Here is a 14851-nt window from a genome sequence, read left to right on the forward strand (position 1 = left end):
TGGAGCGGGAAACGGGATTCGAACCCGCGACCCTCAGCTTGGAAGGCTGACGCTCTAGCCACTGAGCTACTCCCGCTTGGAAACGCATGGTGGAGGGGGGAGGATTCGAACCTCCGTAGGCTCCGCCGGCAGATTTACAGTCTGCTCCCTTTGGCCACTCGGGAACCCCTCCGATATCTTATGCTATATGGAGCTGGCGATGGGAATTGAACCCGCAACCGGCTGATTACAAATCAGCTGCTCTACCGTTGAGCTACGCCAGCCTACTCAAATAACCGATTTTCAAAGAGAACTGCCGCAAGTCCCACGTTCCTTAAAAACATGCGTCATTCGCCTGTCAAACGCGAATTACGGAGACTATTCTCTGGTATGGTTTTTGTCAAGAATTTTTTATTCATCGACACGGGCAGCCCTGAGAACCATCTCATACAGGTCCCCTCCACGAGCATCGTTGACAACAATGAGAGGAAGGTCTGCGATCTCGAGCCGGAGAACAGCCTCTGGCCCCAAGTCTTCGTAGGCCAGAAGCGTAACACTGCGAATACATCGGGAAGTGACGGCAGCGACCCCGCCCGTGGCGGCGAAATAGATGCCCTGCCTCTTCCGCACGGCTTCCACAATCTCGGGGGATCTCTTTCCCTTTCCGATCATGCCGCGGAGCCCGGCTTCCAGCAACACCGGCGTGTAGGGATCCATCCGGCCGCTTGTGGTGGGACCGATGGATCCGATGATCCGGCCGGGAGGGGCCGGAGTCGGCGCCGCATAGAAAATCGTTTCATTATCAAGAGATACGGGGAGAGGCTCCCCTCTCCGAAGGGCCTCGACAAAACGGCGGTGCGCCGCATCCCTTGCGGTCAGCACCGAGCCGCTCAGCAGAATCCGATCGCCGGCGGACAATTCACGGCAGACGTCTGCCGTCAGAGGGGTCCGCAGCGATATGACGGATGCCTGCATCATCACAGAATCGCCTCCATGTGCCGCACCGCATGACACTGAAGCTGATAGGCAACGGGCAGGGATGCGATGTGGCAGGGCGCCATTTCCGCGTGAACGGCCAGGGCGGTGGTTCTGCCGCCGAGCCCCTGAGGACCGATTCCCAGCACATTGATGTCCGCCAGAAGGGTACGTTCCAGGTCGCGCAGGCGCTCATCCGAACCGTTCGGTTCGCCGATGGGCCTCAGCAGGGCTCTGCGGGCAAGGACAATCGCCGTTTCCATTGCGCCTCCGATTCCGACGCCGACCAGAACGGGGGCACAGGCATTGGCCGCCCCCTGCGCCACCTTCTGCAGCAAGTGCTTCCTGATTCCCTCCCAACCCGCCGCCGGGAGAAGCATGGAAACGCCGCTCATGTTTTCGCTTCCTCCCCCCTTCGGCATGACAACGAGCCGGATCCGATTCCCCGGGACGATCACCATGTGTAGAACCTCCGGCGTGTTGTCGCCGGTGTTCGATCTGGAGAGGGGATCGCAGACGGATTTTCTCAGGAAGGCGTCCCGGTAGGCCTGTCGGACCCCTTCTCTGACCGCCTGCGAAAAATCGCCCCCCACGACATGTACATCCTGGCCGATTTCCGCGAAGACGATGGAAAGTCCCGTGTCCTGGCAAAGCGGTAGGCTCTCCCGGCGGGCCACATCGGCATTTTCCAGAATCTGGTCGAGGATGGAACAGGCTACGGCCGAGGTTTCCGCTTCCCGGGCATCCCGTATCGCCTTCAGGAGATCCGGGGGTGCCTCCGTGTTGGCCGCGATGAACAGGCGGCGGACCGCTTCCGTGATCTCTCGACAGGGAATCTCGCGAACCGGATGCATCGTCACTCTTACATACCTCTTCGGAATTCCAAAGCTTTTCCCAAGGTCATCCGGTCCGTGTACTTCAGTTCTCCACCGACAGGAACGCCCTGGGCGATCCGGGTGATCGTCACTTCCGTCTGGCGGAGCAGTTTCGTGATCAGGAGGGCCGTCGACTCCCCCTGGACGTTGGGGTTGGTAGCCAGGATAACCTCCCGCACTCCGCCCTGAACGACGCGGTTGAACAGTTCCTGGAGACGGAGCTGTTCCGGTCCGATGCCGTCCAGAGGCGCCAGCGCCCCGTGCAGGACGTGATAGGTTCCCCGGTAGCTCTGGCTTTCTTCGATGGCGATGAGGGCATCCGGCTCCTCGACGACGCAGACAATGCTGCGGTCACGGGACGCATCGGCGCAGACGGGACAGACGTCCCCTTCGGAAAGATGGAAACATATGGAGCACAGGTGAATCTTCCGTTTGACGTCGACGATGCTGTCAGCCAGACGCTGGGCGTCTTCACTGGAGCCCCGGATGATAAAGGTGGCCAGACGAGTGGCCGTTTTCTCCCCGACACCCGGAAAGCGGGACAGTTCCTCGATCAGACGACGGATGGGAGGGGCGTAACCGTTCATCGACTTTCCCGTTTACGCCATCCCGGGGATATTGAAGCCGCCCGTGATCTTGGACATCTCCGTCGCCATCATCTCCTGGGATTTCCGCATCCCCTCGTTGACGGCGGCCAGGATCAGATCCTGAAGCATCTCCAGGTCGTCCGGATTGACGACATCCCGCTCGATTCGGATGGACAGAAGCTCGTTTCGTCCATTGACGACCACGGTAACCATGCCTCCGCCAGCGCTGGCCTCTACGGTTCTCAGGGCAAGTTCCTCCTGGAGCTTGGCCATTTTTTCCTGAATCTTCTTCGCCTGCTTCACGATGTTGCCGAAATTTTGAGACATGAATGTTCCTCCACCACCGCCGTCGTCGATTTATCTCGATATGATTTCGCGCACCTCTGCGCCTTCAAACAGATCCAGCACTTTTTGCAGCATCGGAGAATGAAGGGCTTCCTGCCTTTTCTGGTTTCTCTCTTCGCTCTCCGCCCTCTCCCTGCTCCCGTTGTTTGCAGACGTCTCCAGGGCCACCGATTCCAGCTGGACCGTCATCTGCCCGCCGAAATAGGTGCCCGCCAGTTCCTGAAGGCGGCTCTTTTGGAGATGGAGGTCTTCCAGAAAGACGTAATCCGTCGGGAAACCGATCACGATGCGCTGGTCTTCAACAGCCCTGACTTGACCGGACTGGATCTTCGACCAGAGCGGATAGCTCTGGTTCTTGATATACTGCTTCAATCCTTCCCAGAGCTTCGAGGGATCCCCGTCCGCCGGCATGGTTGCGGAATACGATCCGTTCGGCGTCCCGGCCCCCGTGCCCGTTTCGCTCGCTGCCGCGCGTCCGGCGGACTCCATCGCGGGAGGCTTCCGCTCCATCCTTCCCGCCGCTGTTTCCTCCCGCGCCCCGGACGGGCGATTCCCCCCTCCGCCCCCACCCGGGCCGCCGGACAGGCGCGATTCCATTCGTTCCAACCTCTCCAGAACCTGCCCGATGGGAAGCAGCGGCTCCAGATAGGCCATCCTTATCAGGATCGTTTCCAGTGTCAGGCGTGGATTGCCGCTCTTCCGGACATTCTCCTCTTCGGCCAGCAGCATATCTGCATAGCGCTGGAGTTCCTCCCGGCCGACATCCTGCACCTGCTCGGCCAGCCGGGATTTTTCCTCCGGGCTCAACTCCAGAACCTCCGTCTCCGCACCCAGGACCTTTACAAGAAGCAGACTGCGAAAATGATCCAGGAGGGCGCCGAAGAACTTGGCCATGTCCATTCCCGCATAGTAGCCGTCATGAAGCATCCGGAGGCATGCTCCCGCGTCCCGGCGGAAAACGGCATCGGAGAGCTGGGGCAGGAATTTCCGTTCCGTGAATCCCAGCAGCTCTTCCACCTGGCTGTCCTCGATGGACAACCCGGCATAGGCGATCACTTGGTCGAAAATGCTCTGGCCGTCCCGGATGCTGCCGTCGGCCGACTCGGCGATCCACCGGAGGGCCTGATCGCTCAGGCACACACCCTCCGCCTCGGCGATGGCTCTCAAGTTTTCGGCGATCCGACTGATCGGCGCACGGTGGAAATCGTGGCACTGGCATCGGGAGAGGATCGTGGCAGGGATTTTGGACGTCTCGGTGGTGGCGAAAATGAACAGGGTATGCTCGGGAGGTTCTTCCAGGGTCTTCAGGAGGGCGTTGAATGCCTCCCGGGTAAGCATGTGCACTTCATCGATGATGTAGATCTTGTACCGGCAGGACACAGGAGCGAACTTGACGTTCTCCCGCAGCTCCCGGACTTCATCGATGCCGCGGTTGGAGGCTCCGTCAATCTCCCGCACATCCAGCGACACGCCGTCCCGGATCTCTCTGCAATGAACACATTCATTGCAGGGCGTCTCCGTGGGTCCGTGCTCGCAGTTTACCGCTTTCGCCAGGATGCGGGCGACGGTTGTCTTGCCGACACCCCGGGGACCGCCGAACACGAGCGCGTGGGCCAGCCGCTGGTGTCGGATGGCGTTCCGGAGCGTCCTGACGACCGGCTCCTGTCCGACTACATCTTCAAAACGCTGGGGTCGCCATTTCCTGGCCAGGACGAGGTAATCCACAGGTGTCTTTACCGAAAATAAAAGGATAGCCAGGTTTACCCGCGGCACACGCCGGTTTCTGTTACCGCTGCTTCCTTCCGGACCTCACGGGGTTCACAGTCCGCCGTTGCACGGGACCCGGCTATCCGTTCCGAATGCTGAAGAATGCGTGTTCCCTCTCGGAAGGAACAACCGACTGCTTCATCTGCAGAGCATTGGATCATACGGCAGCGGAAGCAAGGATGTCAAGGATTTCGTCCGGGGAAACGAGCCGGCTTTTATCCGGGAAGCGCCCCGGCAAGGCAACCGTTCCTGCCCAGGCGGTCAACTTCCGACAATTAAAAGGTTAACCGGAAGTCAGCATTTTTTTTGACACAAAGAAACATCTGTGAGAAAAGAACGGTCCACAAATATGAAGGTGTGCCACCTGACGATGGAGGAATCATGGAAATAACGACCACCGTGGAACGAGACATCGTTACCGTGGAACGAGACGTCATCACCGTCATACCAAAAGGCCGGATCGATGCCGTGACGGCAGCCGATTTCGAAAAGGAACTGACCCGTCTCGCCGACGAAAACCACCGCTATTTCCTGCTGGACCTGCACGCCCTGGAATACATATCGAGCGCCGGACTCAGGAGCATCCTCGCCTTCGCCAAGACCCTGAAAGGAAAGGACGGACGCCTGGTATTCTCTTCCCTTCAGGGACCCGTCAAGGATGTCTTCCGGATTTCCGGCTTCGGATCCATCTTCAAGCTCTGCGAGACGAAAGAAGAAGCGCTCCGGGAGTTCTGAAGCCAGCCCCTTGCAGCGCTTACGATACAGGCGAAATCATCCGCGCATTCTCGTGGTGACGGCATGAAGGCATGGCTGCGTTGCAAGGCCTGCGGATTCATCGCAGAGGAAAAAGAGCTCCGCGACGTCTGCCCTGCCTGCGGCGTTCCCCGCAAGATGTTCGAGCCATACCAGCATCCTGTCTCCGAGTCGCGGCGTCGCATTCTGGACCTTCACCTGCATCCCGTGATCGTGCATGCCCCGCAGGCCCTGGCCTTTCTTCTTCTTGCCCTGACGGCGCTCCTGCTCCTGGTCCGGGGACCGCTGCAGGCGGACCTGGCGGCTTCCGTCCGGATCATGGCCGTCTGCCTGCCCGTCACGATCGCCGCCGCCCTTGCCTCGGGCATCATCGACGCCCGGGTGCGGTTCCGCAGGGTCGGTACGCCTTTCCTCAGGAAGAAGATCGTGGTCGGCGCCCTGTTCGGCGCGATCTCCCTGGCACCTCCGCCGATCGCTTATCTGCTCCCGCTCGATTCCACAGGAACGGCGGCGACACTCCTGATTCTGGAAGCGGCGATGCTGGCATGCAGCTCCGTCCTGGGCATCATGGGGGTAAGGCTCCTGGACGCGAAGTTTCCCGGATAGACCGCCACCCGCCCGATATCCCGCCGTTCCCTCGTTATTCTCATCCGGCCCCTCCGTCCTCGGAATCCCCGCCGCCGGAAGCAGGCGGACCCGTCCAGCGAACCGCCAGGACCGTGATGTCGTCGGACTGGGGCTCGGTATCCGCAAACGTCCTCACCGAGTCGACGATCCGTCCGACCAGACCCGCCGGATCCCGATCCATTTTTTCATCCACGGTCCGGAGCAGCCTTGCGTCGCCGAAAAAGCCTTTCTCCGGGTTCAGCGCCTCCGTCACTCCATCCGTGTAGAGAAGGATCTCGTCGCCCGGGACGAAGCGGATGCGCTCCGTCCGGTAGACGGCATCCTTGAAAACCCCCAGCAGGATCCCCTCCGGAACGGGGAGCCAACAGGCGCTTCCTCCCAGGGAGCGCAGAACCGGCGGGTTGTGGCCGGCATTGGAATACCGCAGTTCACCCGTACGGACATCCAGAATCCCGCAAAACACCGTGACGAACATGAGCGAATCGTTTTCCCGGCAGAGCTCCCCGTTGATCCGCTCCAGGATGTCCGCCGGGTCGATGTTCCGTCGGGCGATTCCCTTCATCAGGGTAATCGTGACGGCCATGAACAGGGCCGCAGGGATTCCCTTGCCAGACACGTCGCCGACGGCAAAGAAAAGGTGATCGTCGTCGACGAGGAAAAAGCTGTACAGGTCTCCTCCCACTTCCTGCGCCGGTTCCAGGGTCCCGGAAATCTCAAAACCGGCGCCCTCCGGGAAACGTTGGGAGCGCTTCGGAATGAAGCTCATCTGAATGTTCCGGGCGATCAGAAGCTCGCTCTCCAGGCGCTCCTTGGCGGCCGTCGTCTCCCGGAGATTCCGGATGTACTCTTTCAGAGCCAGACGCATCTCCTCGAAAGAAGCCGTCAGTTCCCCCACTTCGTCCTGCGCGTGGAGCGGCGGCAGAGGAACGTCCAGATCTCCCTTCGAGATGGCACCGGCCCGGAACGCCAGCTCCCGGACGGGACGCGTGATGTTACGGGAAACACCGACCACCAGGAGGAGCAGGGCGGACAGGCCGATCCCGGCGATGGCCATGACCGCCAGGGTCAGGCGATGAATGCCCGACAGCAGCTCCCGCTCGGGAATGACGACGCCGATGGACCATCCGGTGGACGGCAGCGGCGCATAATAAAGCCATGACTTCTCCGGGGTGAAACCATCCGGGGCCGGCATGAACCCGGTCTCCCCGCGGACCATGCGGCGTCCCAGCTCCCGGAGCGCCGCATCGCCCTTTTCCTCGGCGATGCTGAAGATGCTCTCCCGCAGGATCAGCTTCCGTTCCGGATGACTTACGAAGACACCATTGCGGGATAGCAGGAAGGCGTACCCGGAGGGCGTGATGGAGATGCGGGAAACAACTTCCACCAGCCAGCCCAGGGAGATGTCCGCCGTGACGACCCCCCTGAATTTGCTCCGTCCCCCGGGCCTCTGGAAGAACGGGGCGGAAAAGGTCGACATCATGATCCCCGCGCCGCCCTCGTCGAAATACGGCTCGCTCCAGCCGTCCTCCCTCATTTCCCGGGGAATCTGGTACCAGTCCCACTGGTCATACCGGTAGGACTCGTTTCCCAGATCCCGCCGCTTCAGGAAGCGGCCTTCCCGGTAGTAGAAGGGGGCATAGTACTTCCGGGCGGGGTCGAAGGCATACGGTTCGAAGGCCACGGCAGAGCTGAAAATGTCCGGATTGGATTCCAGCATGGAACGGATCTGGTCTTCCAACTCGGCCCGGCTCAGGGCCTTCTTTTCCAGCATGGACGCCATGAACAGGGGGGTCTTCTCGACGCCCTGGACGTACAGCTCGATCCGGTTGACGACGGACTGGGTCAGGTAGCGGGCGTTGTCCTCCACATAGCGGAGTGCCAGCTGGCGGGAATAGTAATAGCTGTACCCGAAGGCCGCCAGGAAGATGACGGCCGTTCCGGCCAGGATCGTGAGCGAAAGCCGGTAGGCAAGCCCCCGCCGCCTATTCTTCCCCGGGATCCTGGACATGTACGTCTCCGTAACTGGGAATGGATCGGATGATTCCGGCATCGGCGAGAGCTTGCGCCACCCGGTCATAGTCCACCCGGTCAAGACGCCCGGGCGGGCGGTTGAGGCCGGCCGGCCGGATAAGATCTTTCATCCGGGCGAGCATCCAGCGCTGGTGGGTCCTGCTGCTGTTGATCTTCGCCTCCTCCACGTATTTCATGACGATGTCCAGCGCCTCTTCGGGGTGTTCGAAGGCATACGACCACCCTTCCAGGGTCGCCGCGGCGAAGGACCGGCATACCTCCGGGCTGCGAAGGCAGAGCTCTTCCCGACACCAGATTCCGTCCTCGGGAAAGTTTAACCCGTGATCGGCCATGGCAAAAACCGAGAGTTCTTCCTCATTGAGGCCTGCATTGAGCATGGTATGGTACTCGTTATAGACCATGGCGGAAGCGGCATCGACGCCGCCCCGCAGGAACAGGTTCGGCGTGAAGGTCTGCGGCACAATGTCCGGATGAACATTGTATCTTCGGAAGAAGGCCAGTTGCTGAGCCCGGGAATGCTCCCACACGCTGACGGTTTTCCCTTCAAAGTCCGCAGGATTGAGGATCCCGCCGGACTTTCTGGCCACCAGCAGAACCCCCGAGCGCTGCACAATCTGGGCAACATGGACCAGCTTCAGCCCCCCGTTACGCAGTCGAATCCCCTCGGCCAGGAAAAGTGTCGCAAAGTCCGCCTTTCCCTTGCGGAACGCCTCTTCAGGGGACGCCCCGGGACCTCCGCGCAGCAGAACCAGGTTGATTCCACGGTTGCGGTAGAAGCCCTTTTCCATCGCCACGAAATGTCCGGCAAACTGGGCCTGGGGAAACCATTGGGGCAGGAATGTGACCCGCCGGGGGGATCCTGCGAAGGCGGAAGGAAGCGTGGCAAGCCAGAGGAATGCAATCACCACGGCCGTAACGGACAGCCTCCTTCCGAACGGCGATCTTGGCCCGCGGAGGACGGACAGCGCTGGCGACACGGATGGACAACCTTCAGGGGAAGAGATCCCGCGACGGAGACAACGGCGCATTGCCTGCCGCCGGCGGGGAAAAATGAAATGGCGGAGAGAGGGGGATTCGAACCCCCGGTACACCTTTTTGGGGCATACACACGATTTCCAGTCGTGCCCTTTCGGCCGCTCAGGCATCTCTCCGCTTAAAGATCAGAACCGGCATTTACTTGGAACGGGGACTTGCGCGTGGCGAGACCGTCGGCCGGATACGGGATGAATGAAATGGCGGAGAGAGGGGGATTCGAACCCCCGTGGGAGCTTTTGGCCCCCAAATCGATTTCGAGTCGATCCCGTTACGACCACTTCGGTATCTCTCCGCTCAATCTTGTTTCGGCTGTTCCGAAATGTCGTGGTTTTTTACCCTTTTCCCGCGGAAAAATCCACTCAAAATTTCTCCGCACCGTACCTGCAGAACACCCCCTGTCACCTCGGGCCTGTGATTGAAAAAACCGTCATCAAAAAGCCTCCACCGGGAAACGACGGCTCCCCCCTTTGGGTCGGCGGCGCCAAAGACGACCCGGCGGATCCTGGCATGGACAACGGCCCCCACACACATGACGCAGGGTTCCAGCGTAACGTAGAGGGTCGCATCCGTCAGGCGATAGTTACCCAAGGCTTCACAGGCCCTGCGGATGGCCAGGATCTCCGCATGGGCGGTCGGATCGAGGAGGCCCTGCGGCCGGTTGTGGGCCCGGGCGATCAGGGTGCCTCCGCAAGAAACCACCGCGCCGACGGGAACCTCTCCTTCCGCCTCCGCCTGAAGAGCTTCCTCGACGGCCAGGGCCATGAAGGCCTCGTCGCCGGGCCATGCAACCCCTTCCACCGGATCTTCTCCATCCATGAAAGAGCCCCGTTCCTCAACGCCCGGGAAGGGCGGTCCCCAGGGCCCGGTTCAGCTCCGCCAGGCGGTCCCGCAGGTCCGCCTGATCTCCCCAGTTCGCGGCTTCCAGGGCCGGCCTGGATTCCCGGAGACGCGCCACGGTCGATTCCAGATCGGCCATCAGCGTCTCCCAGTCCACCTTCGGCACGGCCGCCTCCGGCGATACCCGGGCCTCGACCGCCTCGCCCGGAACGAGGGTCACCTCCTCCAGGTAATCGGGAATGTGCGCCCGGATGCCGAACCGCTCGCGGATCTTTTCCGCCAGAACCTGCTGGGCCCCGTATTCTCCGTGGACAAGAAAGATCTCCATGCCTCCGGCCTCGAAGTGGGAAAGCCAGTCGAGGAGCTGGGACTGGCCGGCATGGGCGGAAAAACCGTTGATCGTGAACACCTTCGCCCGGACGGCCACGTCTTCCCCGAGCAGGCGGACCTTTTCCGCCCCGTCGACAATGCGGCGCCCGATCGTTCCCTGGGCCTGAAAGCCCACGAAGACGACGCTCGCCCCTTCCCGCCACAGATTGTGCCGGAGATGGTGCTTGATCCTCCCGGCGTCGGCCATGCCGCTGGCCGAGATGACGATGGCCGGGCCGTCCTGTGTGTTGATGTCCATGGAGGCCTCCGTGGTCTCCGTCAGGTGGAGATTCGGCACGGCCAGGGGATTTTCTCCCTGCTTCAACATCTTCTGCGACTCCTCGTCGAAATAGGAGGCGTTCCGGTTGAAGATCTCCGTCGCCCGGATCGCCAGCGGGCTGTCCACGTAAACAGGGATGCCCTTCGGAAGGCGCCCACTCTTCGCCAGCAGGTGGATGCAATACAGGATCTCCTGGGTCCGCTCCACGGCAAAGGCCGGAATGATCACCTTTTCGCCGCGCCCGTGACTGTAGGCGACGGCCTCCGCCAGTTCGTCAAGGCTTTCCTTCTCGTTCTTGTGGTCCCGGTTTCCGTAGGTTGACTCGAGAAACAGGAAGTCCGCACGGCTGATCACGGATGGATCGTGCATCATCAGCTGGGATGGCCTTCCGATGTCACCGGAAAACACGAGCTTCGACGGTTTCCCCGCTTCGGTGATCTCCATCTCGAGCATGGCCGCGCCCAGGATATGCCCTGCGTCCCGAAAGGTGACCCGGAGCCCCGGGAAGGGCTCGAAGGGCTGGTCGTAGGGAACGGCCCGGAAACGGGGAAATGTGTTCTCCGCATCCTGCCGGGTATACAGCGGCGACACCCGCTTCTCTCCGTGGCGGAGGCGCTTCTTGTTCTGCCACAGGGCCTCCATCTCCTGGATATGGGCGCTGTCGAGGAGCATGACTTCGAGGAGTTCCTCCGTCGGCGGGGTCATGTAGATCGGCCCCCGAAATCCAGCCTGGACCAGCCGGGGCAGGAGTCCTGAGTGGTCCATATGGGCATGGGTGATCAGGAAGAATTCGATCTTTCGTGGATCGTATCCGTTCACCTGCCAGTTGCGCGACTCGATGTCACGGTTTCCCTGGTGAAAACCGCAGTCCACGGCGAAACAGTGTCCCATGGCCTCGACGAGGAAGCAGGAGCCCGTCACCGTGCGGGCGGCTCCGAGAAACTTGATTTTCATCCGTTCATATCCTCCCTTGCCATCATTCGATTTCACACTGCGGGGAATAGAAAATCCGGATCGCAACCGCCGGTTGCGCGGCGTCCTACCCGGCGACGGCCGGCCACAGGGCCAGAACAACGACCGGAACGATCTCCGCCATTTCGCAGGAGGCCCCCAGCGTGTCTCCCGTGAAGCCTCCGATCCGGCGGCGGCAGATCGCCATCCATCCGGTCAGGACTGCGAGGATCGCCGCAGCGGCGGCCAGGCCGGCCCACCCGGCCGTTCCGGCCCCGCACGCAACCAGGAAAACGAGCGCCCAGGACGCGTGAACCGGCGAACCCTTCGCGAGAAAGGCCGTGGCCAGTCCCCCTTCCGGACGGGCATAGGGCAGCCAGGCCATGGACCAGACCAGGGCCGAGCGGCCGGCGACGGGCATCAGCAGGATTGCCTGGCTCCTCAGGGATACGGGAACGGCATCCAGAAAGGCCACCTTCAGCAGGATCGCCGCCACGACCGCCACGACGCCCATGGTGCCGATCCGGCTGTCCCGCATGATCTCCAGGACTTTCTCACGCGGCCGGGCGCTTCCGAAGCCGTCCGCCGTGTCCGCCAAGCCGTCCATGTGGAGGCCTCCGGAAACGGCGATCAGGAGAAGGACGGTACAGACCGCCGCCGGCAGAGAAGGCAGGAAGGCCATGGCCACCCTGTCCGCCGCCATGGCCGCGATCCCTATGAAGAGGCCGACCGGGGGAAAGAAAAGAATGCTGCCTGCCAATTCCCCGGGTCTGTCGGGGCGGCGTCCGAGTGGCAGGATCGTCAGGAAGCGGAAGGCCGCCAGCAGGGGCTTCATGCCGGGGACCGGGAAACGGCCGCTTCCTCGAAGGTGGCCATTTCGGTGAGGATGCGGACGGCCGCTTCCACCAGATTCATGGCCAGGGCCGCCCCGGTTCCCTCTCCGAGCCTCAGGTCCAGGTCCAGGAGAGGACGCTTCCCGAGGGCCTGCAGGGCGATGCGGTGTCCCTGTTCCATGCTCCGGTGGGAGGCGATCATGTACTGCGTGGATATGGGTGCCAGCCGGGCTGCAACCAGGGCTCCCGCCGTGGAGATGAATCCGTCCACCAGGACCGGCTTCCTCCGCGATGCCGCGCCGAGGATCAGCCCGGCGATGCCTCCGATCTCGAAGCCGCCCACGGCCGCCAGGACCCCGACCGGGTCGGAGGGATCGGGCCGGTTCACATCGAGGGCCTGCCGGACGACTGCCACCTTCCGGGCAAGCTGTCCGTCGTCGATCCCCGTCCCCCGGCCGGTCGCCTCGGCGGCGTCGGCGCCGCTGAAGACGGAAACCAGGGCGCTGCTCGGCGTTGTATTGCCGATACCCATGTCTCCGGTAGCAAAGACATCCGTCTCTTCGGCCAGTTCCAGTGCCACGCCGATGCCTTCCTCCAGGGAGCGGACCGCCTCATCCCGGCTCATGGCGGGTCCCCGGGAGATGTCCCGCGTACCGGAGCCCACCCTCCGCGAGAGAATCCGTCCCTCCCGGGCCAGGTCTCCCAGGTCGCCGTCGACCCCCATGTCGACCACAACAACCCGGGCGCCCGCCAGGCGGGCCAGGACATTGATGGCCGCCCCGCCCCCGACGAAGTTGCGCACCATCTGGACCGTCACTTCCCGGGGGTAGAGGCTTACACCGGAGGCGGCGACACCGTGGTCCGCCGCCATGGTTACCACCGTCTTCCCGGCCACGGGAGGAGGCATCCGGCCCGTCATGCCCGCCAGGTCCTCCGCCAGATCCATCACCCGGCCCAGGGCCCAGTGGGGCATCGTCAGCTGCTCGAGGCGCCGCCGGGCCCGGGCGCGTGCTTCCGGATCGGCGGGAGCGATGCGGGAAAACGTCTGTTCAAGGATCGTCATGGGCACGCTATAAAGTCATTGGGGGAAACCGTCAAGGGAAACCGCCGCACCGGCCGGTCGGGACCTCATCCGTCCCGCCGCGAATCGCCGCCCTTGATCATTGCGGCGATCCCGCTGACCATCAGAACCACCCGGTCCGCCCCCCGGGCGACGACCTGGTTGCACCGTCCGGCCAGATCCCGGAAACGCCGGGAAAGGGCGTTGTCGGGGACGATCCCCATGCCGACCTCGTTGGTCACGAAGATCACCGTCCCGGGAAGATCCGCACAGGCCCGGAGTACCTCCCGGCACCGCGCCTCCATTTCGTCCTCCGACAAACCGGAGGATCCGGCCGGACCGGCGGGCGCATTCACGGCTGCCGTCCCTTCCGCCCGATCGGACCGGAGCGTCTCCTCGTACAGCAGGTTGTTCACCCAGAGGGTCAGGCAGTCCACCAGGACGACGCCGCTGCCGGCGGCCCGGCGAAGGGCCCCGGGCAGATCCACCGCCTCCTCGAGGGTGATCCAGCCGGTCCCCCTTGCCCGCTGATGCCGCCGGATCCGCTCGGCCATCTCCTCGTCGACGACGGGGCAGGTGGCGACAAAGGTCCGCTTCCCCGCGATGGATTCGGCCAGTTCCTGGGCGTAACGGCTCTTGCCGCTTCGGCTCCCCCCCGTGACCAGGACGATTTCCGCCATCAGAGCCTTTCCTCCATGGCCAGCAAGGATGTTCGCAGATCCTCCTTGGAAAAGACCTCCACGGAAAGCCCCCCCCGGTACTCCGCCAGGAAGGGCCGGAGCGTCCGCCACGCCTCCTCCGGTACGGCGGCGGCGCTCCGATGGTCCCGTCCGTCCATCAGGCCGTGCAGATGGATCATCTCCACCCTCCGCTTCATCACATCGAGCGCTATGGCGAGGTCTTCCCCGGCGGCCAGGATATGGCCCACGTCCAGGCACCAGGAAAGACCGGACTCCTCCACCAGCGGCCGGATCCATTCGAGGGGATAGCCCAGGTTCTCCACGACCGTCCGGGACCGGTCCAGGCCCCCCGCCAGCACGTCCCGGAGCGACAAAGCCAGGCGCTCCCGCCATCCGCCGAGGGAGCAAGGGCCGTCCAGACCGCCCTCTTCCAGGTGAAGGACCCAGACCGTCGGTCCGAGCGGCCGGGTGCGGTCGCAGAAACGAAGAATCGTCTCGCAGGCACGACGGCGTTCCGCCCCGTTGGCGGCTCCCAGTGACAGGCCCGTGGGCAGATGGATGTTGTACGTCAGGCCCCGCTCCTCCCCCAGGGCGCCCATCTCGGTGATCTCGCCGGGAGCGGGCAGGTTGTCCTCCCGGCCGCTCTCGAAGAGGACGATCTCCACCTCGTCCACCAGGGGAGCCAGGAAGCGGATGTTGGGCAGGATCGGGGCCGGCACGATGTAGGAGGTCGTGCCGAGACGAAAGGGATATCGGCCCTTCAGGGCGGGCCAGGCTTCGAGGGATGGATCCATTCGCGCTCCCGTTTCGGTCAGGATCAGGATGAGGAACAGAACATTCTTGCAGGATCTCTCGGCGGATGCTAAA

15 protein-coding genes, 5 tRNA genes and 1 other RNA gene are annotated in these 14851 nt (G+C 62.8%); 2 read left to right on the forward strand and 19 right to left on the reverse strand.

Annotation, left to right across the window (positions count from 1 at the left end; genetic code table 11):
• The 9 genes from HPY65_11685 to ffs form a co-directional block, all read right to left on the reverse strand.
• Positions 1-76 (reverse strand) — tRNA-Gly (locus tag HPY65_11685).
• A gap of 11 nt (positions 77-87) precedes the next feature.
• Positions 88-172: transfer RNA gene (locus HPY65_11690), tRNA-Tyr, on the reverse strand.
• Positions 173-188: 16 nt separating this feature from the next.
• Positions 189-263, reverse strand: a tRNA-Thr gene (locus HPY65_11695).
• Positions 264-390: 127 nt separating this feature from the next.
• Positions 391-957 (reverse strand): TRZ/ATZ family protein, encoded by a 567-nt coding sequence (locus tag HPY65_11700; GenBank protein NPU85138.1) that lies wholly within the window; start codon positions 955-957, stop codon positions 391-393.
• Complete coding sequence (locus HPY65_11705; GenBank protein ID NPU85139.1) at positions 957-1808, reverse strand: fumarate hydratase; 852 nt, start codon at positions 1806-1808, stop codon at positions 957-959. The genes HPY65_11700 and HPY65_11705 overlap by 1 nt, the downstream gene beginning before the upstream one ends.
• An 8-nt stretch (positions 1809-1816) precedes the next feature.
• Complete coding sequence (recR, locus tag HPY65_11710; protein NPU85140.1) at positions 1817-2416, reverse strand: recombination protein RecR; 600 nt, start codon at positions 2414-2416, stop codon at positions 1817-1819.
• Between the two features lie 12 nt (positions 2417-2428).
• On the reverse strand, positions 2429-2743 hold the full coding sequence (locus HPY65_11715; protein ID NPU85141.1) for a YbaB/EbfC family nucleoid-associated protein: 315 nt from the start codon (positions 2741-2743) through the stop codon (positions 2429-2431).
• A 30-nt stretch (positions 2744-2773) separates the two neighbouring features.
• Positions 2774-4486 (reverse strand): DNA polymerase III subunit gamma/tau, encoded by a 1713-nt coding sequence (dnaX, locus tag HPY65_11720; protein ID NPU85142.1) that lies wholly within the window; start codon positions 4484-4486, stop codon positions 2774-2776.
• 24 nt (positions 4487-4510) lie between these two features.
• Positions 4511-4609: signal recognition particle sRNA small type (gene ffs / locus HPY65_11725), an RNA gene on the reverse strand.
• Between the two features lie 300 nt (positions 4610-4909).
• Between ffs and HPY65_11730 the strand changes: the two genes are divergently transcribed.
• Both HPY65_11730 and HPY65_11735 read left to right on the forward strand, forming a co-directional pair.
• Positions 4910-5263 carry an STAS domain-containing protein gene (locus HPY65_11730; GenBank protein ID NPU85143.1) on the forward strand — a complete coding sequence of 118 codons (354 nt, stop codon included), beginning with the start codon at positions 4910-4912 and terminating at the stop codon, positions 5261-5263.
• A gap of 63 nt (positions 5264-5326) precedes the next feature.
• On the forward strand, positions 5327-5887 hold the full coding sequence (locus tag HPY65_11735) for a hypothetical protein (GenBank protein NPU85144.1): 561 nt from the start codon (positions 5327-5329) through the stop codon (positions 5885-5887).
• A gap of 40 nt (positions 5888-5927) precedes the next feature.
• On the opposite strand, the gene HPY65_11740 is transcribed toward HPY65_11735, so the two are convergent.
• The 10 genes from HPY65_11740 to HPY65_11785 all read right to left on the reverse strand — a co-directional run bounded on the left by HPY65_11740 (position 5928) and on the right by HPY65_11785 (position 14778).
• The gene (locus HPY65_11740) at positions 5928-7916 is read right to left on the reverse strand and encodes a SpoIIE family protein phosphatase (GenBank protein NPU85145.1); all 1989 of its coding nucleotides are present in this window, start codon (positions 7914-7916) and stop codon (positions 5928-5930) included.
• Positions 7891-8847 (reverse strand): ABC transporter substrate-binding protein, encoded by a 957-nt coding sequence (locus tag HPY65_11745; protein ID NPU85146.1) that lies wholly within the window; start codon positions 8845-8847, stop codon positions 7891-7893. Before HPY65_11745 ends, HPY65_11740 begins: the two co-directional genes overlap by 26 nt.
• 148 nt (positions 8848-8995) lie before the next feature.
• A tRNA-Ser gene (locus tag HPY65_11750) sits at positions 8996-9090 on the reverse strand.
• 82 nt (positions 9091-9172) lie between these two features.
• Positions 9173-9266, reverse strand: a tRNA-Ser gene (locus HPY65_11755).
• Positions 9267-9268: 2 nt separating this feature from the next.
• Positions 9269-9790, reverse strand: coding sequence for a nucleoside deaminase (locus HPY65_11760; GenBank protein NPU85147.1), 522 nt, complete (start codon positions 9788-9790; stop codon positions 9269-9271).
• A gap of 16 nt (positions 9791-9806) precedes the next feature.
• Positions 9807-11414 carry an MBL fold metallo-hydrolase gene (locus HPY65_11765; GenBank protein NPU85148.1) on the reverse strand — a complete coding sequence of 536 codons (1608 nt, stop codon included), beginning with the start codon at positions 11412-11414 and terminating at the stop codon, positions 9807-9809.
• A gap of 85 nt (positions 11415-11499) precedes the next feature.
• A complete protein-coding gene (gene cobS / locus HPY65_11770; GenBank protein NPU85149.1) occupies positions 11500-12246 on the reverse strand; it encodes an adenosylcobinamide-GDP ribazoletransferase in 747 nt (248 codons plus the stop codon).
• Entirely contained in the window at positions 12243-13307 is a 1065-nt protein-coding gene (gene cobT / locus HPY65_11775; GenBank protein ID NPU85150.1) for a nicotinate-nucleotide--dimethylbenzimidazole phosphoribosyltransferase, read from the reverse strand. Before cobT ends, cobS begins: the two co-directional genes overlap by 4 nt.
• Positions 13308-13372: 65 nt before the next feature.
• Positions 13373-13984, reverse strand: a complete 612-nt coding sequence (cobU, locus tag HPY65_11780) for a bifunctional adenosylcobinamide kinase/adenosylcobinamide-phosphate guanylyltransferase (GenBank protein NPU85151.1) — start codon at positions 13982-13984, stop codon at positions 13373-13375.
• Entirely contained in the window at positions 13984-14778 is a 795-nt protein-coding gene (locus HPY65_11785; GenBank protein ID NPU85152.1) for a sugar phosphate isomerase/epimerase, read from the reverse strand. Before HPY65_11785 ends, cobU begins: the two co-directional genes overlap by 1 nt.
• Positions 14779-14851 lie beyond the last annotated feature (73 nt).

The organism is Syntrophaceae bacterium (genome assembly GCA_013177825.1).
Classification (GTDB): domain Bacteria; phylum Desulfobacterota; class Syntrophia; order Syntrophales; family PHBD01; genus PHBD01.